This window comes from Dyella kyungheensis (assembly GCF_016905005.1).
Classification (GTDB): domain Bacteria; phylum Pseudomonadota; class Gammaproteobacteria; order Xanthomonadales; family Rhodanobacteraceae; genus Dyella; species Dyella kyungheensis.
The window spans coordinates 115,461-138,258 of the sequence record NZ_JADIKC010000005.1 but is presented as its reverse complement, the minus strand read 5'-3'; the positions used below and the strand labels follow the sequence as shown (position 1 = coordinate 138,258).

At 64.3% G+C, this 22,798-nt stretch carries 19 protein-coding genes; 12 read left to right on the top strand and 7 right to left on the bottom strand.

The annotated features are described in order from the left end of the window. Positions 1–62 precede the first annotated feature (62 nt). Positions 63–1,427 (bottom strand): amidohydrolase family protein, encoded by a 1,365-nt coding sequence (locus ISP20_RS11955; RefSeq protein WP_204636325.1) that lies wholly within the window; start codon positions 1,425–1,427, stop codon positions 63–65. Between the two features lie 412 nt (positions 1,428–1,839). Between ISP20_RS11955 and ISP20_RS11950 the strand changes: the two genes are divergently transcribed. Continuing rightward, a complete protein-coding gene (locus tag ISP20_RS11950; RefSeq protein WP_204636324.1) occupies positions 1,840–4,068 on the top strand; it encodes a DUF5916 domain-containing protein in 2,229 nt (742 codons plus the stop codon). Here the strand turns inward: ISP20_RS11950 and ISP20_RS11945 are convergent. Further along, positions 4,050–5,300, bottom strand: a complete 1,251-nt coding sequence (locus ISP20_RS11945; RefSeq protein ID WP_204636323.1) for a LysR family transcriptional regulator — start codon at positions 5,298–5,300, stop codon at positions 4,050–4,052. The two genes, ISP20_RS11950 and ISP20_RS11945, sit on opposite strands and share 19 nt — an antisense overlap. A gap of 269 nt (positions 5,301–5,569) precedes the next feature. On the opposite strand from ISP20_RS11945, the gene ISP20_RS11940 reads away from it, so the two are divergent. The 6 genes from ISP20_RS11940 to ISP20_RS11915 all read left to right on the top strand — a co-directional run bounded on the left by ISP20_RS11940 (position 5,570) and on the right by ISP20_RS11915 (position 11,950). Continuing rightward, the gene (locus tag ISP20_RS11940; RefSeq protein WP_204636322.1) at positions 5,570–6,427 is read left to right on the top strand and encodes an amidohydrolase family protein; all 858 of its coding nucleotides are present in this window, start codon (positions 5,570–5,572) and stop codon (positions 6,425–6,427) included. Continuing rightward, entirely contained in the window at positions 6,424–7,323 is a 900-nt protein-coding gene (locus ISP20_RS11935; RefSeq protein WP_204636321.1) for a substrate-binding domain-containing protein, read from the top strand. Before ISP20_RS11940 ends, ISP20_RS11935 begins: the two co-directional genes overlap by 4 nt. A 62-nt stretch (positions 7,324–7,385) precedes the next feature. Further along, positions 7,386–8,678, top strand: coding sequence for a C4-dicarboxylate transporter DctA (dctA, locus tag ISP20_RS11930; protein WP_204636320.1), 1,293 nt, complete (start codon positions 7,386–7,388; stop codon positions 8,676–8,678). An 89-nt stretch (positions 8,679–8,767) separates the two neighbouring features. Next, positions 8,768–10,225 carry a carbohydrate porin gene (locus ISP20_RS11925; RefSeq protein WP_204636319.1) on the top strand — a complete coding sequence of 486 codons (1,458 nt, stop codon included), beginning with the start codon at positions 8,768–8,770 and terminating at the stop codon, positions 10,223–10,225. Between the two features lie 20 nt (positions 10,226–10,245). Further along, complete coding sequence (locus ISP20_RS11920; protein WP_204636318.1) at positions 10,246–10,917, top strand: 4-carboxy-4-hydroxy-2-oxoadipate aldolase/oxaloacetate decarboxylase; 672 nt, start codon at positions 10,246–10,248, stop codon at positions 10,915–10,917. Positions 10,918–10,927: 10 nt separating this feature from the next. Next, the gene (locus tag ISP20_RS11915; protein WP_204636622.1) at positions 10,928–11,950 is read left to right on the top strand and encodes an amidohydrolase family protein; all 1,023 of its coding nucleotides are present in this window, start codon (positions 10,928–10,930) and stop codon (positions 11,948–11,950) included. Positions 11,951–11,978: 28 nt separating this feature from the next. Here ISP20_RS11915 and ISP20_RS11910 read toward each other — a convergent pair whose 3' ends face one another. Next, positions 11,979–12,446 carry a hypothetical protein gene (locus ISP20_RS11910; RefSeq protein WP_204636317.1) on the bottom strand — a complete coding sequence of 156 codons (468 nt, stop codon included), beginning with the start codon at positions 12,444–12,446 and terminating at the stop codon, positions 11,979–11,981. A 391-nt stretch (positions 12,447–12,837) separates the two neighbouring features. Between ISP20_RS11910 and ISP20_RS11905 the strand changes: the two genes are divergently transcribed. Genes ISP20_RS11905 through ISP20_RS11895 form a run of 3 tightly spaced genes read left to right on the top strand, consistent with a single transcriptional unit; the run spans position 12,838 to position 16,567 of the window. After that, entirely contained in the window at positions 12,838–14,361 is a 1,524-nt protein-coding gene (locus ISP20_RS11905; RefSeq protein ID WP_204636316.1) for an efflux transporter outer membrane subunit, read from the top strand. A 20-nt stretch (positions 14,362–14,381) separates the two neighbouring features. After that, complete coding sequence (locus ISP20_RS11900; RefSeq protein WP_204636315.1) at positions 14,382–15,551, top strand: HlyD family secretion protein; 1,170 nt, start codon at positions 14,382–14,384, stop codon at positions 15,549–15,551. Continuing rightward, positions 15,548–16,567 (top strand): DUF2955 domain-containing protein, encoded by a 1,020-nt coding sequence (locus ISP20_RS11895; protein WP_204636314.1) that lies wholly within the window; start codon positions 15,548–15,550, stop codon positions 16,565–16,567. Before ISP20_RS11900 ends, ISP20_RS11895 begins: the two co-directional genes overlap by 4 nt. 5 nt (positions 16,568–16,572) lie before the next feature. Here the strand turns inward: ISP20_RS11895 and ISP20_RS11890 are convergent, their stop codons facing one another. Together ISP20_RS11890 and ISP20_RS11885 are read right to left on the bottom strand one after the other, a co-directional pair. Next, positions 16,573–18,216, bottom strand: a complete 1,644-nt coding sequence (locus ISP20_RS11890; RefSeq protein WP_204636621.1) for an alpha/beta hydrolase — start codon at positions 18,214–18,216, stop codon at positions 16,573–16,575. A 41-nt stretch (positions 18,217–18,257) separates the two neighbouring features. Further along, a complete protein-coding gene (locus tag ISP20_RS11885; protein ID WP_204636313.1) occupies positions 18,258–18,929 on the bottom strand; it encodes a MarC family protein in 672 nt (223 codons plus the stop codon). A gap of 191 nt (positions 18,930–19,120) precedes the next feature. Between ISP20_RS11885 and ISP20_RS11880 the strand changes: the two genes are divergently transcribed. Both ISP20_RS11880 and ISP20_RS11875 read left to right on the top strand, forming a co-directional pair. Continuing rightward, positions 19,121–19,504: a lysozyme inhibitor LprI family protein gene (locus ISP20_RS11880; RefSeq protein WP_204636312.1), complete on the top strand. Its 384-nt coding sequence runs from the start codon at positions 19,121–19,123 to the stop codon at positions 19,502–19,504. Between the two features lie 109 nt (positions 19,505–19,613). Further along, the gene (locus tag ISP20_RS11875; protein ID WP_204636311.1) at positions 19,614–19,898 is read left to right on the top strand and encodes a hypothetical protein; all 285 of its coding nucleotides are present in this window, start codon (positions 19,614–19,616) and stop codon (positions 19,896–19,898) included. A gap of 657 nt (positions 19,899–20,555) precedes the next feature. On the opposite strand, the gene ISP20_RS11870 is transcribed toward ISP20_RS11875, so the two are convergent. Next, complete coding sequence (locus ISP20_RS11870) at positions 20,556–21,686, bottom strand: FAD-dependent monooxygenase (RefSeq protein WP_204636310.1); 1,131 nt, start codon at positions 21,684–21,686, stop codon at positions 20,556–20,558. 46 nt (positions 21,687–21,732) lie between these two features. Beyond that, complete coding sequence (locus ISP20_RS11865; RefSeq protein WP_204636309.1) at positions 21,733–22,659, bottom strand: helix-turn-helix transcriptional regulator; 927 nt, start codon at positions 22,657–22,659, stop codon at positions 21,733–21,735. Positions 22,660–22,798: the final 139 nt, after the last annotated feature.

Here is a 22,798-nt window from a genome sequence, read left to right as displayed (position 1 = left end):
CATCAGGCTCCTCGGGGTTCATCGACCGCGCCGCCGGCCTTCGAGCCGGCGGCGCTAGACAGTTACTGAGCCGGCGGCATGGCCGAAGCACGCCGATAGCTATCGCGCACGCCATCAGCAATCTGCCTGAGCCCTTGGCCGTCCCACCATTGGCCATGCGCCATCACGCCCAGCGGGGTGCGCAGCGTGGAGAGATTATCGAGCGGATTCTCGGAAGAGAGAACAAGGTCGGCGCGATCGCCTGCAGCCACGATGCCGAATGGCTCGCCTCCTTTCGTCCGTGCGATGAATGCGCCAGGGTTTCGGGTCGCGGCGGAAAGTGCCTGGAAACGCGTCAGCCCCGAGGCTTCGAGTTCGTCCAGGTCGTCATGCAGGGAAAAGCCCGGCAGCATGCCCGGCACGGCAGGCGCATCGGTTCCCGTGACCAGCTCCACGTTGGCATCGGCCATGGCCTTCACCATCGAACGCAGGAAGGCGAGCTTCGCGTCCAGCTTCGCCGTCTTGTTGACGTAGTCGCTGCGCTGCCAGGCGAGGCGATCGTTCGGCGACAGATAGGCGGATTCGGGACGCGCAAGAAAGCCGGCAACGACATCGGGATGCTGGATCTGGTGGCCGATCGCCGCGTAAGTGGCCATGTCGGCGGTCACCGTCGCGTGGTACTTCCTGGCCAGCGCGATGGCATCGGGAATGCGCTTGATGTCCGGCGGCGTATCGGTTTCCTCCACGCCCCTGGGGGTGAAGTAGGTATAGAAAAACTCCTCCGCATGCGCCACCAGCACCTGCCCGGCAGCGAGCTGATGCTCGAGGCGAACGGAGGTCACGCCGTGGCCGACCAGGGGCAAGCCAAGGCGATGCCCTTCCTCCGCGAGCGCGTCGAACACGTCGGGCGCCAGGCCCACATAGACCTTGATGAAGTCGTATCCGTTGGTCTTGGCCAAACCTACGATCGCGCGCGCCTCGGCTGGGGTCTTGATCAGGAAGCCGTTGTAGTCGGGCGTTCCGTCGACCAGGAAGGCGGCGTAGACGTGCGGAGCCGGAATGGCTCCCTTGTTGGCAGCAGGTACGGTGCTGTCGAGAAAGCCGGAACGGGCGCCGCCCATCTGCAGCACCGTGGTGACACCCTGCGCCACGTAGACGCCTAGATCGTTGCGCGTCTCCGAATGCGTATGCATGTCGGCCAGGCCGGGGGAAAGATACGCCGTCCCGTGGCCGTCGATCATGCGTGCATTCGCCGGCACGGCAAGGTGCGGGCCGATCGCGACGATCCGGTCGCCCTCCACGATCACGGTTTGATCGCGCAGCACGCGTTCGCGATCCATCGGCACGACATTTACATGGACGAAGGCCGTGGAAGCAGGTTCTGCTGCGGTTGCGGCGACGGGACACAGGTTGGCGACGACAAGCAATCCAAGTAGTAGACGACGCACGTTTTCTCCTTCGGTGCGATGAAAACAGAGACGGATGATCGATGGGCGCCACGCCGGATTTCCGCGCGCGACGTACGAATGCTCGAGCGACACACGGCCAGGCCACGGGTCCACTCCATTGCAAGGCAAGCACGGCGCATGCCAGCGCCAAATCGCTGTGCTGCTTGCGCGCGAGCCATGCTTAAGCTGTCCGCGGACACTCAGGGATGTACGCGGACATCAGTGCATGGCGCGCAACGCAAGCGCGGCGTCGCCAGGAAACAACTGCTTAGCGGGATTCGCAGGATGGCATGGCGATTGCTCCATGCATTCGCAGCACTCAAGCCAGCATGCGCGCGTGTGGGCCATTGGTCATGACAACCGGTTCGCCATCCAACGCATCTGATCCCCGTCACATCGCCATGAAATCCCCATGCCATTTCGCGCTGTCCTGTTGTTCGCCCTGCTCGTGTTGTCCCTTGCTGCAGGTGCCGTTGAAATCGACGGCCATATCGATCCGGCCGAGTGGGCCGGTGCGTTGCACATCACCGATTTCCGCGACGTGCAGCCGCTTTCCGGCAAGCCCGGCAGCATGCCCACCGAAGCGTGGGTGCTGTCCACGCCCAAGGGCCTGGCCATCGCCATTCGCGCCACCCAGCCACCTGGCGTGCCGCGTACACACCAGAAGACGCGTCGCGACGAAGACGCCCTGGTCGACCGCATCAACGTGATGGTGGATTTCAATGGCGACGGCCGTACCGGCTACGACTTCGAAGTCACCTCGACCGGCGGCATTGCCGACGAAGTGATCACCAACGAATCGACCTTCAGCTACGACTGGGACGGCGTGTGGGACCACGCGGTCAGCGAAGACGAACAAGGCTGGTCGGTCGAAGTGTTGATTCCCTGGTACGTCGCGCAGATGCGCGCCGCCAGCGACGGCAAGCGCACCATTGGCCTGTACTTGGACCGCATCGTCGCCAGCACGGGCGAGCGCATGGCCTGGCCGGTGGCCAGCTTCAGCAAGCCGCGCTTCCTGTCCGACTTCAAGCGCATCGAGATACCGGCGTATACGCAGGCGATGTTTGCGGTCACGCCGTATCTGGTGGCAACCACGGACCGTGTTCGCGGCCGCACCTCGTTCCAGGAAGGCGCCGACGTGGTGTGGAAGCCGAACGGGCAGACGCAACTCACGGCCACCATCAATCCGGACTTCGGCCAGGTCGAGAGCGACGACCTGGTGATCAACTTCACGCCCGAGGAAACCTTCCTCACCGACAAGCGGCCGTTCTTCACCGAGAACCAGGGCATCTTCGATTTCAGCCTGCTCGATGACTATACCCAGCTGGTCTATACGCGGCGCGTGGGTGGCACATCCGACGACGGTTCGGGGCCGGCGGACATTGCCGGCGCGGTGAAACTCAACGGCAGCGTGGGCGCCACCAGCTATGGCGTGCTCGCCGCCCAGGAGAAAGGCGACGCGGGCCGCACGTTCGGCGCGTTGCGCATCAGCCAGTACATGGGCGATCAGAGCCTGGGCATGCTGGCCACCACGGTCGAGCATCCCTGGCTGGATCGCTATGCCAATGTGTTGGGCATCGACCATCGCTGGAAGCCGAGCGCGAGCTTCGACATCACCAGCAATATCATCGCCAGCCACATCGACCAGCCCGGACACAACAGCACCGGCACCGGCGCGACCACGGTGATCAACAACGAGCTGTCGCCGGTATGGAGCCAGCAATGGCTGGGCATGCACTTCACCGACAGCCTAGACGTCAACGACTTCGGCTATCTGGACCGCAATGGCTTCAACTACGGCCATTACGAAGTGCGCGAGCGCCTCACCGGCTTGTCGCCCGACTCGTCCTACAGCTCGCACTACTGGCGTTACCGCATCACGGTGATGAACAACACGCACGGCCTGCCCCTGGAGCGCGAACTTCGCCTGACCCGCGACAGCTTGCGTCGCGATGGTGGCGAGGAAATCTGGCAGCTGCGCGTAGACACGGCCGGATACGACGATCTGCTCACGCGCGGCGGCAATCCTTTGCACCTGCCGCCCAATGTCACGTTGACGTATGAGCGTACCCGCCCGCGCATCGGCAACTGGTCGTGGACCCTCGACGGCACCGTGACGGGCAACGAACTCACCGGCGCGCGGCGCCTGGGCTATCTGCTCAAGTGGCTGCCGACGTATTTCATCAGCGATGCCTTCAGCGTGTTCCTCGGCGGAAGCTACGAGCGTGATCCGTACTGGATGATCTGGCAGCACGACAATGTGGTGGGCGCGTTCGATGGCAAGACCTATGGTGTCAATGCCGGTCTCAACTGGAACTTCGGAACGCGCCAGGAGCTGCGGGTCAAGTTGCAGGCGCTCGGCGTCGGCGGCCATCTGCGGCAGGCCTACGAGATCGACCGCGATGGCCGCGCCATCGCCAGCAACGAACCGATCGAACCGCTGGGCGTGGTCAACCTCGGTTTCCAGATCCGTTACCGCTATGAGATCGCGCCGCTGTCGGATATCTACGTCGTGTACAACCGGGGTGGCTACGATTCGGATATCGCCGACGACAACGCCACTTCCAACTTTCGACGCAGTTTCGATCTGCGGAAGGTCGAGCAGGCCTTGGTGAAGGTCTCCTATCGCCTGGAGTTCTGACTGCTGCGCTCCACTTCCAGACGCGTGCGTTCCTCGCCCATTTCACGGGCCATCGCGGCGAAGCGTTCCTGCATGGCGGTGGGACGCCAGTCGCTGCGCCGGACCATGGCCATGCGCCGGCGCAGCACGCCGCCCTCGATGGGAATCTCGGCCAATGCACCGACCTGGCGTTCGAACAGGAACTGGTCGGCCGACATCAGCGTCAACCATTCACCCTTGAGCATGAGTCCGCGCGTCACCAGCACCGAACCGCATTCGATGCGCGGCGTGGGCGGTTCGACACCGTGGGTGCGGAACAAGGTTTCCCAATTGCGCCGCATTGGCACGCCCAGCGCCGGTACGGCCCAGGGATAGGCAAGCAGATCCTGGATGGTGACGCGCTGCTTGTGCCTCAGCGGATGAGCGCTGTTGCCGACGATGGACAGCTCATCGTCGAACAGGCCTTCCTGGTCCACGTCGTTGGCAGGCGCGGGATAGCGCATGGCGCCGCCGATCACCAGATCGATGTCGCCATGGCGCAGCGCAATCAGCAGTTCGCCGTAGGGCGCTTCGCGCACTTCCACCGAGGCGCCGGGATGCTCCTGCGCAAATCGCGCCAGCAGATCGGGCAGGAAGACGGAACGCGCCATCGGCAAGGTGCCGATGCTGATGCGGCCGCCGCCGTGCTTGCCGGCGGCGATTTCGTCCAGCCCGGTGCGCAATTCGGCCAGCATCAAACGCACGAAGCGCACGAAACGACTGGCCAGATCGGTAGGCCGCACAGCACGCCCCGCTCGTACCAGCAACTCCGCGCCCAGCGCATCCTGCAGTTCGCGCACGGCGCGGTACACGGCCGGTTGCGATAGTCCGATCTGTTCGGCGGCGACGGCGTAACTGCTGAAGTTCTCCACCGCCACCAGCGCGCGCAGTTGAATCATGCTCACGCGCCGCTCGATATGGTCCAGCGGCGCCAGGCGCGCCGAGCGGCGCACCAGGCGCACGCCTTGCGTGAGATAGCGCAGTGCATGTTCGACGCGAACGATCCAGGCCTGCCCGCTGACGGTGGGACGCATGCCGGCCGCCGCGCGCTCGAACAGTCGTATCTCCAGGTTGCGCTCCAATTTGCCGACCGCCTGCGCGAGCGCCGGCTGCGAAAGACTCACCTGCTCCGCGGCACCGCTCATGCTGCCGGCGCGGGCGATCACGCTCAGCGCGTCCAGGTGGCGAAGATTCAGCGCGTAAATTTTATCCATGGACAATTAATAGCATTTACTTATGACCCGATAGTAAAACGAATTTGGCAACACTAGTGATTTGGCGCAACTTCCGATCCCGAAATGCGAAGGGGCGAAGACCCCCGTAACAGTCGATATCAAAGTCGAAAGTCTGAAGGCTGTCTTTTCGTTGCGCAACGCAGCATAAAAAGCCCGCCGATTGACGCCTCCCTTGATCTGCTGATTGTTGCATCGCAAGAAAGACGCCTCTGGCGCCTGACACCGCAGACCATGGATTCGCGCTACTCATGCACATCATCGATTCGCACCTGCACGCCATCGCTCCCGATAACACCAAATACCCGAAGGCCCCCATCGGCGGGCATCAGTCGGAGTGGTCGCAGCAGCGCCCCGTGGACGCCGAGGGCGTGGTCAAGGCACTCGACCAGGCCGGCGTCGCCAAAGCCGTGGTGGTGCAGGCGTCGACCGTGTACGGCCACGACAACCGCTATGTGGTCGATGCGGTGCGCGCCTATCCGGAGCGCCTGGTGGGCGTGTACTCGATCGATGCGCTGGCGCCCGATGCGGTGGAGCGGATCGATCATTGGGAGGCCGAGGGCTTGCACGGCTTCCGCCTGTTCACCACCGGCACCACCATGCCCGGGCAGTCGGATTGGCTGGGCCATCCGGATTCGTATCCGGCGTGGGCACATGCCGAACGCAAAGGCATCCCCGTGTGCCTGCAGATGACCATGCAGGGCCTGCCCACGCTGCGCAACCTGCTGGAACGTTTTCCGGACTCGCGCGTGCTGCTCGATCACTGCGCCCGCCCGACGCTGGATGATGGCGCGCCGTACGACGCCGCGCAGGCCTTGTTCGAGATGGCGCAGTTCAAGGGCGTGCATCTGAAGCTGACCAACCGCACGCTCGCGTCCGCCGCACAAGGCCGCTCCACTCCGGCCGAGTTCCTGGAAAAACTGGTGGCAACCTTTGGCGCCGAACGCATTGCCTGGGGTTCCAACTTCCCGGCAACGGAAGGTTCGCTTGGCGAGCTGCTGGCAAGCGCGCGCGAAGCACTGTCCAGCCTGCCCGACGACCAGCAGGCGATGATTCTCGGCGGCACCGTGGCACGCATCTACCCGGCCTTGGCGGGAGTCGTGGCATGAGCCAGCCCGTGCACCTGAAAGCGGTGTTGAAGACCACGGCGCTGACCACGCCGCTGAAGGATGGATCGCTCAAGAGCGACCAGGTGACGCTCGACTTCACCGAGATCAACCCGATCCATCAGGCCTTTGCCCCGATGGTGCGCGAAGCGGCATTCGACCTCTCGGAGCTGGCCATCGTCACCGCGCTTCAGGCCGTCGCATTCAAGCGGCCGGTGGTGCTGTTGCCGGTGGTGGTGGCGTCGCGCTTTCAGCGCGGCTGCCTGATTTCGTATCGTCCGCACGGCGAGGTGAAACCTGAGCAGTTGCGCGGCAAGCGTATTGGCGTGCGCTCGTACACGCAGACCACCGGCATGTGGGTGCGCGCACATCTTGTCGAAGACTATGGCCTGGCCACGCCCGATATCCGCTGGATCACCCATGACCCGGCCCATGTGGAGCAGTACCAGGATCCGTCGTTCGTCGAACATCCTGCGCACGGCAAGGGCCTGCTCGAGATGCTGCACGATGGCGACATCGATGCCGCGATCTTCGGCAACGACCTTCCCGAAGGCGACGACTACGTGCCGGTGATCGCCAACGCCAGGGCGCGGGACCTGGCCTGGGCGCAGCAGCACGGTTTCGTGCCGATCAACCACGTGGTGGCCGCCAGCGCGGATGTCTGCGCGCGCGAACCTGCCGCCGTGCGGGCCGCTTACAACCTGCTGGCCCAGGCGGAGCACCAACAACCTACGCCTGAGGCAGGTCCACGCAAGACCTTGTCCGGCTTCGACGCCTTGCGCGCTCCGCTGGAGTGGATCATCGATGCCTGCCTGGAACAGGCGCTGCTGCCCCGGAAACTCAGCTTCGACGAGGTGCTTGGCCCAGCCGATGCCTTGCTGAAAGGAAACATGGCCTGACATGAACGACGGCACCGCCACACGCAGCGCTGACGCGGCATTTGCCAAGAGTTAGTTGCATCATGACCCGACCGGTAAATCTCCAAGCCCACATGATTTCGCAACGGCGACCGCTCTATCGAGACCTGACCTTCCAGGTGCTGGCCGGCATCGTGCTGGGCGTGCTGGTCGGCGTGCTGTGGCCGAATGTCGGCGCCGCACTCAAGCCGCTCGGCGACATCTTCATCCGCCTGATCCAGATGGTGGTGGGGCTGATCATTTTCTGCACGGTGACGCACGGCATTGCCAGCGTGCGCGACCTGGGCAAGGTGGGCCGCATCGCGCTCAAGGCGATGGTGTATTTCGAAGTGGTCACCAGCATCGCGCTGGTGATCGGCCTGGTCGCCATCAATCTGCTCAAGCCCGGTGTCGGCATGCACGTGGACTTGGCCACGCTCAAGCACGGCGTGGATTCGGTGGACGCCACAAAAGTGGCGCCGCACGGCTTCGGCGAGTTCCTGACCAACCTGGTGCCGACGTCGGCCGTGGGCGCTTTCAGCCAGGGCGACATCCTGCAGATCCTGCTGTTCTCGGTGTTGTTCGCCTGCGGCCTGGCCAGCCTCGGCGAGAAGGGGCAGCCCGTACTGCACGTGGTCGACGTGGTGCGCGAAACGCTGTTCTGGATCATCCGCGTGGTGATGAAGCTCGCGCCGATCGCGGCCTTTGGCGCGATTGCCTTCACCACCGCCAAGTTCGGCATCAGCAGCCTGCTGCCGCTGGGCAAGCTGGTCGGTGAGTTCGTGCTGACCTGCGCCGTGTTCCTGCTGGTGGTGCTGGCGCCGATCTCCTACGCCTGTGGCTTCAGCCTGCTGCGATTGATGCGCTATTTCCGCGAGGAACTGGTGCTGGTGCTTGGTACCAGTTCGTCGGAAAGCGTGTTCCCGCAGCTCACCGAAAAACTCACCCGGCTGGGCGTGGACGAATCGGTGGTCGGCATGGTGCTGCCTACCGCTTACAGCTTCAATCACGACGGCACCTGCCTGTACTTCGCGGCGGTGACGGTGTTCCTGGCGCAGGCCACCGATACCGCGCTGGGCTGGCAGGCGCAGCTGGGCCTCCTGCTGATCCTCTTGCTCACGTCCAAGGGTGGCGCGGGCGTATCGGGCTCGGCCATCGCCGTACTGACCCTCACGCTGGCGGCGACGAAGACCATTCCCGTCAGCAGCATTGCCTTGATTCTTGGTGTGCACCGCATTTTGTCCGCCGCCTTCGTGTTCGTGAACATCGTCGGCAATTGCGTTGCCACCGTCGTCGTCGGCCGCTGGGAGAAAGCAGTGGACCTCGACAGGCTTCAACGAGAACTACGAGCGGGCTGACGAGCAGAACGATCATGCCCTCAAAACAACTTGAGTTCGCGGCTCCCCTGGGCGCCGCGATGGGGAGGATTGCGTCAATGAAAGGCTTGATGACACGACAATCGCTTTATCTCGGCCTGATCGCCGCGCTACTGGTGCCCGCCGTGCATGCGCAAGATGTGCCGGCCGCGGCGGACACCGGTCCGAGTGCGAACTGGGCCGACACCTATGCGACGTCGCAGCAGGACAATAGCGGTGGCGATGCCGCCGCGGCGCCGCCGAGGGCGACCTACAAGGAACCCGCGCTGCCTCGCCCGGATTGGGTGCAGAGCCTGATCGACGACGGCGTGAACATCCGCGCCAGCCTGGTCGACCAGTACGCCAAGAACACCACCGGCGGCGTCTACCAGGGCAGCCACAACGTGGGCCAGTTCTATATCGGCGCGGATCTGGACCTGGCCAAGATGTGGGGATGGACGGGATCCACCCTGCACTTCACCGTCTATCGCGATTACGGCCTGAGCCTCAACGCGCTCGTCACCGGCACCTATACCAAGCAGCAGTACATCTACAAGAATCCCTATACGCGCTGGCACCTGGGCCTGTTCTCGTACGAGTACAAAGGCCTGGACGACCGGCTCGATATCCAGGTCGGCCGCCTGGGCAGCACCACCTACTTCGGCCACTTGGTGGTGAACTGCCAGTTCACTTCCGCCAATACCTGCGGCGAGCCGCGCATGCTGGTCTCGGAAACCGGCCTCAGCCTGCTGCCGTCGGCAACCTGGGGCGGCAACGTGAAGTACAAGACCACCGAGAACACCTATGTCGACATGGGTGCGTTCGAGGTCAATCCCACCATCCAACCCAGCAACGGCTTGAACTGGGGCATCGAACATGCCACCGGTTACACCGTTCCGGTCGAATTCGGTTGGGTGAAAAACGATCCGCGCGCCGAGCAGTATCCGTTCGAGCTGAAGGGCGGCGCCTATGTGAGCACGGCCCCGCTGACCGACATCAACCTCAACACGCGCGGACAGCCGCTGGGTATCAAAGGCGGCACCGCCGCCACCGACAACCACGTGCGCGACGGCATCTACATGATGGGCGACAAGGTGATCTGGCGTCCGGACCCGGACTCGCCGCGCAGCTTCAACGTGTTCGGCGGCTGGGTGCAGCAGCTGGAACAGCAGGAAATCATGCGCCAGCAGATCTATGCCGGCTTCGTCATGACCGGTCCGTTCGCGTCGCGTCCCTACGACACGGTGGGCCTGAACATTTCCGAGTTCGAGTTGACCTCGGCCGAGCGGGCGTTTCTCGCCGAGGAGCGTGCCAAGCTGGGCGGCAGCGGCTGGAATGCGCGCCACCAGACAGCGGCCGATCTCACCTACAGCTACCACATCGTCAAGGGCCTGGAGCTGATGCCGAGCGTGCAGTACATCGTGCACCCGGACAATTCGAGCATCCCGAAGACGCCGGTACTGCCGAAGAACCTGCTCGTCTACGCCATCGGCCTGCGCGTGGACATCGGTGTACTGATGGGCTTCAAGCCTGCCGCCGCCAACGATTGATGTTCGAAAGAGGAAAAGCCATGTCCGTCGTAGTCACCCGTATCGAACGCGCCGATGCCAGCGTCATCGCCGAGCTGGCGCTCGCCGGCGTCGCCACCGTGCATGAAGCGCAGGGCCGCAGCGGCCTGATGCAGTCGAACCTGCGGCCGATCTACGGCGGCACGCGCATCGCCGGCTCGGCCGTCACCGTGCTGATGCCGCCGGGCGACAACTGGATGATGCACGTGGCGATCGAGCAGTTGCGCGAAGGCGACCTGCTCGTTGCCGCCACCACCAGTCCCTGCGAAGACGGCTATTTCGGTGACCTGCTGGCTACTTCGGCCAGGGCGCGCGGTTGCCGCGGGCTGATCATCGATGCCGGTGTGCGCGACGTGCGCGATCTCACCGTGATGGGCTTCCCGGTATGGAGCCGCGCGATCCATGCACAGGGCACGGTGAAGGAGACGCTGGGCTCGGTCAACGTGCCGGTGGTGTGCGGCGGCGCGCTGGTCAACCCGGGCGATGTGGTGATTGCCGATGACGACGGCGTTTGCGTGGTGCCGCGCGCCACGGCCGCCGCCACCCTGGCCAAAGCGAAGGATCGCGAAGCCAGGGAAGAAGAAAAGCGCCAACGTCTCGCCGCCGGCGAACTGGGCCTGGACATCTACGACATGCGCGAGCGCCTGGCCTCGAAAGGGCTCACCTATGTCTGAGCGAGCCCCGTTGATCATCGACTGCCACGGACACTACACCACCGCGCCGAAAGCCCACGATGCCTTTCGGGAAGCGCAGCTCAAGCACTTCGCCGATCCCTCGCAGCCGTTGCCGGTCTATCCCGCCATCTCCGACGACGCCATCCGCGAAAGCATCGAGACCAACCAGTTGCGCCTGCTGCGCGAACGCGGCGCCGACATGACGATCTTCTCGCCGCGCGCCAGCACCATGGCACACCATCTTGGCGACGAGCCGGTCAGCCAGGCGTGGACGCGGCATTGCAACGACCTGATCGCCCGCGTGGTCGCGCTTTATCCGGAAACGTTCATCGGTGTGTGCCAGCTGCCGCAATCGCCGGGCGTGACCATCGAGCATTCGATCGCCGAACTGGAACGCTGCGTCAACGAGTTGGGCTTCGTCGGCTGCAACCTCAATCCCGATCCCTCGGGCGGACACTGGAACGGTCCGCCGCTGACCGACCGCGCCTGGTATCCGTTCTTCGAGAAGATGGTGGAACTGGACGTGCCGGCCATGATCCACGTCTCCGGCAGCTGCAACGCGAATTTCCATGCCACCGGCGCGCACTACATCAATGCCGATACCACCGCCTTCATGCAGTTCCTGGAAGGCGACCTGTTTGGGGATTTCCCGGACCTGCGCTTTGTCATCCCGCATGGCGGCGGCGCCGTGCCTTATCACTGGGGCCGCTACCGCGGTCTGGCCGACATGCTGAAGAAGCCGCCGTTGAACGAACACGTGATGAAGAACGTGTCCTTCGACACCTGCGTGTATCACCAGCCGGGCATCGACCTGCTGTTCCGGGTGATCGACATCGACAACATCCTGTTCGGCTCGGAAATGGTCGGCGCGGTGCGCGGCATCGACCCGACCACCGGCCACCACTTCGACGATACCCGCCGTTACATCGACTCACTGGGCCTCTCTGCCCAGGACCGGCACAAGGTCTACGAGGGCAACGTGCGACGCATCTACCCTCGCCTGGATGCGCAGCTGAGGGCTCGCGGCAGATGATTCATCCCGGCGCGTCCGATGCCTGGCTTCATTCGGCCTTGTTGCCGAGTTTTCGATAAAGCCGAACGATCGCTTCCTCGGCGATCAGCATGACCACGACCACCACGATAAGCGCCACGATCCCGTGGAACGCGCCGTAGAAGCGCACGTCCTCGCCAAACAGCTGGGTGATCGCCTCGAGTATCACGAACTTCGAACCGAACAACACCAGCCAAGCGAAGAAGAACCTGAGGAACTTCATCCAGCCGCCGGGCTTGTCCTTGAAGTAGGCACCGACGCGGTGCTCGACGGCAACCGTCAACTTCAGCAACACCTGCAGCACGATGGCGGCGAGCAGCGAGGTGGTGAACGTATCGACGTAGACGTTCTTCCAGTACTCCGCGAAAAGGTTGAGTACCACCAGATCCATCAGGACCCCGGTGTAATAGCGCACGAACAAGCGTTGTTTGTTCGTGATTCCTTCGCCCGTGACCGGCAGGAGCGCTTCGCTCGTCATCGCTGGGATCCTTGGGTAGGCAGAACAAGGCGCTGGCAACCTATCGCCCGGTACAGCATATGCCTGCGCCGATAGCGCACGATAGCGCAGAGTTCATCGACGTGGCGGCTTGATGTTCCACGCGATGCAAACGATGGGCATGTCGTGCATGGCGCACGAAACGCACTACGGCAGTAGATCTACTTAGTAGTGCTACAGGCTGGATACATCGCGCGTCGCCAAAGCCCGCTGCATGATGGTGAAATGCTTCGCGCACTGCAGATGCTCGAGCAAATTCACACGGAAGCCACGCCTCCGGTTCCAAATTCGTCTGCATGTAAACGGGGCAGCGAACTTCCGGACGGAAGCGCGAAGCGGTTGCTGGTCGCGGCGAGCGACCAGGAGGGGCAGCGTGAATCGGAGGTTGCGAATCAGCAAGCTTCCACCCATCGCTTTGGCCTTGGTCGTCATCGCATGCGTCGATGCGGGTTGCACGCTGGGTCCCGACTATGTGCGGCCGGCGGTCTCCACGCCGCCCAACTATCGTTTTGCCGACGCCGCCGCTCCGGCGCCCTCGGCAACGCTGGCCGATGTGCCCGCCTGGTGGCGCGCCTTTGGCGACAGCGAGCTCGATGCCCTGGTGGACGAGGGCCTGGCTGCCAACCACGATCTCCGTATCGCCACGGCGCGCGTGGATGAATTTGCCGCACTCGTGGTGACCTCCCGTGCGCAAGCCCTGCCCCAGCTGGGCTACGGTGCCGGCGCCAGCCGCCAAAGCGTCAGCCGGAATGCCACCTCGCTGCCTGCAGGCGTCAATCCCATCAGCGAGAACTATTCCACGCTGCTGTCGGCGAGTTGGGAACTGGATCTCTGGGGCAAGATCCGGCGCGAGAACGAGGCAGCACAAGCGAACCTCTTCGCGACCGAAGAAGCGCGCCTGGGCGTTGCGCTGACCCTGGTCTCCACCATCGCCACCAGCTATATCACCCTGCTCGATCTGGATCGCCAGCTGGAGATCGCGCAGGCCACGCTGGACGGCCGCAAGAGCACCGTCGCCGTGTTTCAGATGCGCCTCGACGGCGGCGCCGTGTCCGAGTTCGAAATGATGCAGGTCACGGCGGAGTACGAAACCGCGGCGTCCGCCATTCCGGTGCTGCAACAGGCGATCGCACAGCAGGAGCATGCCTTGTGCGTGCTGATCGGCCGAAATCCCGGACCGATCCGGCGCGGACGCAGCCTGCAGCAATTGGCCACCCCGCCGGTACCCGGTGGACTGCCGTCGGATCTGATCGCCAGGCGCCCGGACATCCTGCAGGCCGAGCAACAACTGGTGGCCGCCAATGCACTGATCGGCGCGGCGCGCGCGCTGTACTTCCCCTCGGTCTCGCTGACCGCGTCCGGAGGCGTTGCGAGCAGGCAACTGGACAACTTGTTCGCCGGCCCGTCGCGCACCTGGTCGTTCGCCGGCCAACTGCTCGGCCCGTTGTTTTCCGGCGGTGCCATCGATGCAGCCAACCAGCAAGCGGAGGCACGCCGCGAGCAGGCATTGGAGATCTATCAGCAGACCATCCAGAGCGCGTTTCGCGATGTCGACGATGCGCTCGCGGCCATCCAGGCCAAGCGCGCGCTGATCGCGTCGCTGCAGCGTCAGGTGACGGCGCTGAAACGCGCCGTGGAACTCACCCGGGAGCGCTATGACAACGGCTATACCGACTACCTCGAAGTGCTCGATACCGAACGCAGCCTGTTCTCGGCGGAACTGTCGCTGAGCGCGGCGCGCGGCGACGGCTACCGCTCCTTGGTGAGTTTGTACCGCGCGCTCGGTGGCGACTGGATCGCCCAGGTGGCGCCCCTGCCGGTGGCGCAACAGCCGACAGCACACGAACACGGCAGCGATGCGGCACGCGTTCCCGGCACCCGGCCGGCCCCACGGTGAGTCAAACGACGAGAGCCACGATGCCCACCGATCCGTCCTCCGAGCAGAACGTGCCCGCCACCGAGCCTGCGGCCGCCGCGCCCGTGGCCGCTGCACCGCCCGACGCCGCTGCAGGCAATGGGCGGCGCGTGCGGCGCCTCGTGCTGGGCACCCTGCTGGTACTGCTGGTGATGTTCGTCTATCACTTGATCGCCGATCGAATCACCCCGTACACCTCGCAGGCAACCGTGGATACGTTCCTGGTGCAGATTGCACCGGAAGTGACCGGACCAGTGGTGTCGGTGGACGTATCGGACAATCGCAAGGTGAAGAAGGGCCAGGTCCTGTTCCGCATCGATCCGCTGCCGTTTCAGATTGCCCTGCGCGCGGCGCAAGCCAATGTCGCGCTGGCAACCCAGGCCGCCGATGCATCGGTGGCCGACGTTCGCGTGTCCGAGGCCCAGCTGAGCCGGCAGCGCGTGGATCTGGCGGCATCGCAGCAACTGGGCAAGATCGTGCTGGATCTGTCGGCCAAGCGGGCACTCTCGGAGACCTCCGCCATCCGCGCCCGCGCCGATATCGCCAAGACCCGCGCCGACATCAGCCGTGTCGAGGCCGAGACGGAGCGCGCACGCATACGCATGGGAGAAACCGGCAACCAGAACGCCCAGGTCCGGCAGGCGCTGGCCGCGGTGGATCAAGCCGAACTCGATCTGCGCCACAGCACGGTGGCCGCACCGAGCGACGGCGTGGTCACCAACCTGCGCCTGTCGCCCGGACAGTTCGCCAGCCGCGGCCAACCCGTGCTGAGTTTCGTCGCCGACGGCCCGCGCTGGATCAGTGCGGCGATGCGCGAGAACCAGCTGGGTCATATCGCGCCGGGCAACCGTGCCTACGTGGTCTTCGACGACCAGCCCGGCAAGGTGTATTCCGCGCACGTCGACAGTGTCGGCTGGGGCATTGCGCAAGGCGGAGAGGCACCCACCGGGCAGCTGCCCACGGTGACCGCACCCAGCGGCTGGCTGCGCGAGCCGCAGCGTTTTCCGGTGCGCATCGTGGTCGATCCAACCACGGATTCCGCCGAGTCGCTTCCACCCAACCGCAGCGGTGCGCAAGCGAACGTCGTCGTGCTCACACGCGATCGTTCGCTGATGAACCCGCTCTCGCGCCTGTGGATCTGGATGGTCGCCATGCTCAGCTACCTGCGATGAACGCCGTCGGCGCACGCGTCGAGCCTCGCGATGAGGCGGCATGGCAAGCCGTGCTGCGTTTTGCCGCGGGCATCGCGGCGGCCTTTGTGGTCAGCGAGATGATGCAGTGGACGCCGTCGTTTCTGGCGCCCGTACTCGCTGCCGTGTTGCTCACCAACCTGCCCGCACGGCCATCGCTGAAGGCCGCGCTGGGACTGATGATCGTGATCACGGCGACGTCGCTGTTCTCATTCGCTGTCGCGTCGCTGTTTCGCGATACGCCGTTCGTGCTGTTCGGGTTGATCGGGGTGTGCGTGTTCCTGGCGTTTCTCGCCATGCTCGGCGGCCGTCCGCCGTTGCCCCCGCTGCTGCTGCTGATCTGCCTGGCGACGATTCCGGTCGTGGTGATGGTTTCGCCCGCGCAGGCGGGCGTCCTGCCCATGGCGTTGATCCGCAGCATGGCGGTTGCGCTGGCGACCATCGCCTTGGCCTATCTGGTCTGGCCGCTTGCCCCCGCGCCCAAACCTGCGCCGCCCCCATCACAAGGTCGCGTCTCGCCCGTGACGATGGCGCTGGGTGGCGTTGCCATCGTGATGCCCTTGATGCTGGTGTATCTGTTGTTTGGTCTGGCCGACGTGTTGCCGGTGATGATCGCCACGGTAATGCTGGTGGCGAACTTCGATCTGCAGCGCGGTCGCTTGCACGCGATGGGCATGATCATCGGGAACTTCGGCGGCGGCCTGCTGGGCTGGCTCATGCACACCCTGTTGCTGACGACGCCGACGCTGCCGTTTCTGGCGGGATTGTTGTTCGTGGTACTGCTCGGCTTCGGCCAGCGCATCAGCGCGGGCGGCCCAGCTGCCGGCATCGCGGTGCTCGCCTGCAATGCGATGCTGATCATACTCAGTACCGCGATCGCCTCCGATCAGGGATCGCTTTCCCTGTGGCTGATCCGCGTGCTGCAATTCTCCCTTGCCGGCGCTTTTGCCGTGGGCACGATGAGCCTGATCTGGCGCGCGTCGGCATCGCATCGATAAGGCATTCATCGTGCGGCGACCTCGGTATTCGCCGGCACCGGTTGCCCAGGGCGCGCCACGGCGTACATCTGCCACGCCATCTGCTTCAGCAACGCATTCGGGTCGTTGCCCTGGGCGTACAGGTCCATGTGCGCCTTGTTGGGAAGAAAGCGGATATCGGCGTGCGCATGCAGGCTATCGAGCACGATCTGGAACTTGTGCACGGCACCGTCCAGGTACCAGGTGTCGTCGGTGCCCACCGCAATATGGATCTTGCCGTCCAGATCGGCTTTCAGCGTCGGCCAATGCGTCTGCACGTAATGGGCGATGTCGTAGCGGTCCACCCAGTAGTCGCGCACCTGGGAATCGATGTCGCCCGTGTAGGGGTCGAACAGCTTCATCGGCGCGCCGTCCACGCCGCGCGGCGAGAACACCCATTCGTAGGACGACAACTGGCCGCCGTACGGACCGAGCACCTGCTCCAGCCGCGCGGCATCCGCGAAGGAACCCTCCGCGTGGAAATGCACGCGGTCGATCGGCCACGGCGTGCCGTCGGGACGGTAATAGAGGTTCACTTTCGGCGCATAGAGATTCACGCCGGAGAAATCATGGAAGTCGACCGGATCGGGCGAGGTCGACCAGGTGCCGCCGAACACCGTCGGGTAGTGCGTCTGCAGCCACAGCGTGGCCCAGCCGCCCGAGGAATGTCCGGTCAGCAGGCGGCCATGCGCATCGCCGTCCATGCGGTAGCGCGATTCGAGATAGGGAATCAGCTCGTCGACGAGTGCATCGCCCCACGGCCCGTTGTTCACCGAATTGGCGAATTCATGCGTACCGGTGGGACTGGACTGGTCGAGGAACACCCAGATCATCGGCGGCATGCTGCCCTGCTTCATGGCCACGTGCACATTCACCACGTCGTCGACCAGCGTGTTCTCGTCGCCGCCGTAGCCATGGGTGAAATACACGGTGGGATAGCGGCGCGTGGCCGAGGCGTCGTAACCGGGCGGCAGCAGCACCCAGCCGCGCATCGCGATGTCGCGCCCCCAGAAGGCGGACAACAGCGCACTGCTGCGTTCCAGTTTCACCGTGTGCAATCGCGCGTCGGCGGCATCGGCGCGCACGGCCGGGCTCTCCCATGGCAACGACCAGGGTTCGGCCCGCGTATGCACGGCTACCAGTTTCAGCACCGCGGGCGTGATGGCCGGAAGCCTGACGCTCACAACCGGGCTGATCAGATCGCCCGTATCGCGGCCGCTGTAGTTGTAGTTGTGGTCCTGATCGAGCACCGCCTGCAACAGGTAGTCGCCTGGCGGCAGATGCGAGAAGCCGGTGGGAAACGCCAGCGCATCGGTGTCGATCTCCACCGTCTGCCCTGGAGCAAGGCGGGCAATGTCGCGTGCCGCGACCGCCGCCTTGTTCGGGTGCCAGGCGTCCGCATCGACCGATGTCACCACGCCGCCCGGCGCATCCGCCCGGGCCGCCAGCGCGGGCGTGGCGAACAACAGCAGACGACCCGACACCGGCTGCGTGGCCGCACCATCCAGTTTCACCAGGAAGATCGGCGGCTTGCTGCGTGCCTGCCATTCCAGCGCGGCACGCACCGACACCGCGGCCACCACGATCAGTGCAAGAAGACAGACTGCGAGGATTTTCCAGGACCTCCGCATCCATGCCCAGATGCCGCCGTGATGAGTGTGGGTGCTCATGGCTAGGACATCAGCGCGGCGACGCCGTGCAGCGAATCCAGCAGGCCCGACAGGCCACTCCAGAAGATCTGCACGCCAATGCAGAAGATGACGAACGCGAACAGGCGCATCACCACCTGTGTGCCGACTTCGCCAAGAAAACGCTGCAGGCGGCAGGCGTAGCGCACGCAAAGGTAGATGCAGAGGCTAAGCAGGACCAATGCCACGCCTACGCCCGCCACGTGCACCGGCAGCGGTCCTTCCTTGGGCGAACCGGTTCCCAGCGCGATGGCCACGGCAATCGCACCCGGCCCCACCGTCAGCGGCAAGGTCAACGGGTAGAAGGCCTGCATGCGCAAGGTCATGCTTCCTCCTGTCACGTCATCGCGGTCTTTCGCATCGTCACCGCGCGACTGCAACAGCTTCCAGCCTGCGACAGCAACGATGATGCCGCCGGCCACGCGCAGCACGGGAATCGAAATGCCGAAAAAGGCCAGCACATAGGCGCCCAGCAGCAGTGAAACGGTCAGCAGGATCACGCTGTTGAGCGTGATGTTGCGTGCCAGCTCGGCGCGCTCCATCTCCGTCGCCTGCGGCACCATGCTGAGCACGATGAAACCCACCGCCGGCGGATTGATGATCGGCAGCAGGCTGGCGAGGATGAACAAGGTGGTCTTGACGAATTCCTGCAACATGGCAGCGCCAACGGTGATGAAGTGTCGCTGTGCATGCTGGGCGTTCCACGTTGCCAATGCTTTCGGGTTGCCACGCGGCCTTTCGAAAACGAACGATGGATGCACTGCAAGCGGACCATCCGTGCGTTCCGGCAAGGCAACCCACCTGCCGGAGTGCATCATAGGGGCCCTCTTCGAGCAGGATTCGACTCATGCGCACGCTTCTTCGATCGTCGGGCCTGCTGGCCGTGCTGGCTTTGCCCCTGCACGCCCAAGTGGCGAGCTTCGATTGCGGCAAGGCCAGCACGCCCACCGAGCGGGCCATCTGCGCCACGCCTGAGCTCGGCCGCAAAGACGTCACCGTGGCCGCCTATTACCAGCTGTTGCTGCGCCTCAAGCCAGCCGCCGCCGGCATGGCCTATCGCGAGTTCGACGATCAAGTCCGCGCCGGGCAGCGCCAATGGTTGCAAGACGAACGCGATGCCTGCCGGGGCGACAGGCGCTGCCTGGATCGCGCCTACGATCGGCGCACCGACGCGCTGTTGACGACATTCGATGCGAATGCCGCGCTGACCTTCGGGCGAGCGCTGAACTGACCCGCGCTTTTCGTGTGAATTGGAAAAACGGCGTGCTGTCAGGGAATCGGCTGTCGGGTGCGATATCTAACCTATGCCTCACCTATTCGGCGAGACAGAGTTCACTACCATGAAGAAAGCACTATTCATCGGCATCGTCCTGGGTGCCGCCTCGACCTTCGGCTGCGCCACGATGGCCCAGCAGGGCGCTCCTTACGTGGACATCGGCTACCGCCATGGCAACCTGCGCAATGCGCAGGAGCACATCGTGCAGGCCTGGCAATTGGTGAGCAACGCGCAGGTCGACAATGACTCGCGCCTGGGCGGTCATGCGGGGCGTGCGAAGGAGTTGTTGAGTGAGGCGAATGAAGAGCTTCGCCTGGCGGCGGATGTGGCGAACGAGCACGGTCGCTAAGCCATCGATCGTCGACTACGCCCGGCCCATGGCGACATGTGCCGGGCGTAGTCATTTTTGGCTTTAGCCGACGACGCCGCAACCTCCGGCTCGTCATCCCTGCGAAGGCAGGGATCCAGTAGACGTGTCGCTTGATTGTCGCGATCCCGCAACCGGGCCGCTTACGACGCGAAGCTAGTCCCGTGGGACGCAGCGGGCGTTTCGACTGCCTGCCGGCAGCCGAGTCACTTTTCTCTTGCTGGCCCAAGAGATCCCACGGGACTAGCTTCGCGTCGAAAGTAACCCAGAGAGAATGGCCTCAAGAGCTGGCAGCATCGTGTTGAATCCAAGCGCGAACGCTCGATGCGTGTCCCACCGAACCTCCACGGGAGGGTACCCCAGGGTTCATTCCGAGCGCTGTGCAACGTGCCCGAATCGCTGAGGACTTAAAGCGGGGCTCCGCTACGCATCGGCTTTCGCCACTGGCGCACGGTGCGGTGCTTGTCTGTGGGAGCGCACCTGTGCGCGACCGCCACGCCGGGATGTATCGCTCCGTAGGTGTGTCGCGCACAGGGTGCGCTCCCACAGTAGATCGTCACCCCCATGCTCCTCACGTCTCCCTCTCTCCTCGGGAGAGAAGGCCAGGTGCATGGGGCATGCGTTGCCAGTGAGGACCCTTCAAGCCACCCTGTTCAACAAATCGTCAAGCACGATCCCATTCTTCGCACGAGTGAATTGATCGTCGGGTGCGGGCCCGCGGCGTTCCAGGTCGACCAATGCCTGATTGAGATCGACGAAGGGGCGCATGCGTTGTTCGTACGCCGCGAACGCTTGGGCGAAATCCTCCGGCGTGCGAGCCAGCTCCCGCGCCAGCACCAACGCACCCACAAGGGCGAGACTGGTGCCCTGCCCCGAGAACGGCGAAGCACAATGAGCGGCGTCGCCGGCCAGCACGACGCGGCCCTCCGACCACGACGGCATACGTATCTGCGCCAGCTCGCCATAGTAGAACTGCGAGGCGTTGCCCATGGCTTCGATCAGCTGCGGGAACACACCGCCGAGATGCGCGGATTTCTCCGCCACCACCGCCTTCTGCGCCGCCACATCGTCGCGTTCAACATGCACGTCGTCAGTGCCGAAGCCCACGCTCACGCGCAACTGCCGATGGTCGAAGCTGGGATAGACCACCGAGCCCATGGTCTCGTCGCGATAGGCGATCTGCCAATGATCGAGGTCGATCAGGTTCGGCGTGGTGAACAAGGCAAGCGCCACGCCCAGCGGCTTCACAAAAGCTTCTTCACCGCCGAAGACCAGCTTGCGCACTTGCGAATACACGCCGTCGGCACCGATCACCAGGTCGAAGCGCCGTTCCGCCCCGCCCTTGAAGACCACGCTGACGCCATCGCTGTCCTGCGTCAGCGCGCGAATGCTGTCGCCCAGCAGGTAGTCGATCCGGCTACCCGCTTTTTCCATCAGCAGCTTGCACAGGTCGTCGCGAAAGATCTCGATATCGGGACTGTCGAGGCGACCGGCGCTATAGGTGCGCTCTTCGGTTCGCTCGATCTCGTTGCCTTCGCTGTCGACGGTCGACATGCCGCGCAGCTGCGTGCGTCGTTCGGCAATGGCATCGAGCAGGCCCATGGCCTTGACCACGTCCAGCGCCACGCCGCGCACATCGATCGCCTGCCCGCCTGCTCGCCATTCGGCCGAACGTTCCACGATGGTGACGCCAAAGCCGGCGTCGTCGAGCCAGCAGGCCAGCGCCAGACCGGCCACGCCGCCACCGGAAATCAGTACGTTCTTGCTCATGGAAGACAACCTCGAAAGGAAGGGTGAATGCTGTGGGAGGGGATGCTCAGCCGAGCTGTTCCAGTCGGCTGCGACGCCATTGCATCGGCGTCGTCTGCTCGAGATTCTTGAACACCGTGGTGAAGTGCGCCTGGGTGCGAAAACCGGCGCAGATGGCCACATCGATGAGCGTGCGCGAGGCGTCCACCAGCAAGGCCTTGGCATGCTGGATGCGACACTGCAACAGGTACTGATGCGGGCGCAGGCCGGTAGCGGCCCGAAACTGCGCCGCGAAATGCATCGGCGAGATGCCCGCCGACGCGGCCATGTCGGCCAGGCTGATGGCCTCGGCGACGTGCTCGCGCACGTAGGCCATCACGCGCTGCAGGCGCCAGCGCGGCAAGGCATTGCGTGCACCGTCCGATGGCGTGGCGCGTGAGCGCAGCACGCCAATGCGCGCCACGATCACCTCCACCATGTGGCGAAAGAACGCCGTATCCGATTCGCATTGGGTCGAGTTGAGCAACATCTTGGTCAGCTGGAGCAAGGTCGCGTCCACCGAAAGATCGAGCCGCTGCGTCGCGGAGGACGACGCCTGAATCATTGCCTGATGACGCCATAGCGATGCCGGGATGCACAGCATCAACCCTTCACGGGCGCCGTGCCACTCGGTGCGGACGATCTGATGCGCATGGCTGAAGTGCATGCCGCCCTGAACCATGTCGCCAAGCGCCATCCACTGCGTGCCCACCAGCACGGACAGCGAGCAAGGCGCCAGGAAGATGCGCACCATCACCATCTCGGCCGGCGTCTGCTCCACTTGCATGACCGCCGTGTCGCCGTCATGGCGCAGCACCAGAGCGCTGACTTCGCCCGCGTCGCGCGGCACGACGATGGTGCCAGCGGGCACATCGACAGGCGGCACCGGCCAGCGGGGCTGGGCCGGCCCAGCGGCAAGCAGGGGTACAGCAGTGGATTTCAGCGCGGTCTGCATGTCGGTCTCCCACCGGCAGAGAGGCCGGTGACGCTTGATAAGGTCGGGTCTTGCCTTGGCCAGGGGAGTGGCAACGTCAAAACCAAGGTATCTTTACAATGTCTAGATAGTTTGAGTACGCCGGAAGCCCTTGTCAACA

What these genes read in the sequence shown, in the direction of transcription:
- ISP20_RS11900 (WP_204636315.1), top strand. Translation starts at nt 14,382, where the DNA reads ATGCCCACCGATCCGTCCTCCGAGCAGAACGTGCCCGCCACCGAGCCT.
- ISP20_RS11875 (WP_204636311.1), top strand. Translation starts at nt 19,614, where the DNA reads ATGAAGAAAGCACTATTCATCGGCATCGTCCTGGGTGCCGCCTCGACC.
- ISP20_RS11935 (WP_204636321.1), top strand. Translation starts at nt 6,424, where the DNA reads ATGAGCCAGCCCGTGCACCTGAAAGCGGTGTTGAAGACCACGGCGCTG.
- ISP20_RS11940 (WP_204636322.1), top strand. Translation starts at nt 5,570, where the DNA reads ATGCACATCATCGATTCGCACCTGCACGCCATCGCTCCCGATAACACC.
- ISP20_RS11925 (WP_204636319.1), top strand. Translation starts at nt 8,768, where the DNA reads ATGACACGACAATCGCTTTATCTCGGCCTGATCGCCGCGCTACTGGTG.
- ISP20_RS11890 (WP_204636621.1), bottom strand. Translation starts at nt 18,216, where the DNA reads ATGCGGAGGTCCTGGAAAATCCTCGCAGTCTGTCTTCTTGCACTGATC.
- ISP20_RS11865 (WP_204636309.1), bottom strand. Translation starts at nt 22,659, where the DNA reads ATGCAGACCGCGCTGAAATCCACTGCTGTACCCCTGCTTGCCGCTGGG.
- ISP20_RS11920 (WP_204636318.1), top strand. Translation starts at nt 10,246, where the DNA reads ATGTCCGTCGTAGTCACCCGTATCGAACGCGCCGATGCCAGCGTCATC.
- ISP20_RS11950 (WP_204636324.1), top strand. Translation starts at nt 1,840, where the DNA reads ATGCCATTTCGCGCTGTCCTGTTGTTCGCCCTGCTCGTGTTGTCCCTT.
- ISP20_RS11870 (WP_204636310.1), bottom strand. Translation starts at nt 21,686, where the DNA reads ATGAGCAAGAACGTACTGATTTCCGGTGGCGGCGTGGCCGGTCTGGCG.
- ISP20_RS11880 (WP_204636312.1), top strand. Translation starts at nt 19,121, where the DNA reads ATGCGCACGCTTCTTCGATCGTCGGGCCTGCTGGCCGTGCTGGCTTTG.
- dctA (WP_204636320.1), top strand. Translation starts at nt 7,386, where the DNA reads ATGACCCGACCGGTAAATCTCCAAGCCCACATGATTTCGCAACGGCGA.
- ISP20_RS11895 (WP_204636314.1), top strand. Translation starts at nt 15,548, where the DNA reads ATGAACGCCGTCGGCGCACGCGTCGAGCCTCGCGATGAGGCGGCATGG.
- ISP20_RS11910 (WP_204636317.1), bottom strand. Translation starts at nt 12,446, where the DNA reads ATGACGAGCGAAGCGCTCCTGCCGGTCACGGGCGAAGGAATCACGAAC.
- ISP20_RS11885 (WP_204636313.1), bottom strand. Translation starts at nt 18,929, where the DNA reads ATGTTGCAGGAATTCGTCAAGACCACCTTGTTCATCCTCGCCAGCCTG.
- ISP20_RS11945 (WP_204636323.1), bottom strand. Translation starts at nt 5,300, where the DNA reads ATGGATAAAATTTACGCGCTGAATCTTCGCCACCTGGACGCGCTGAGC.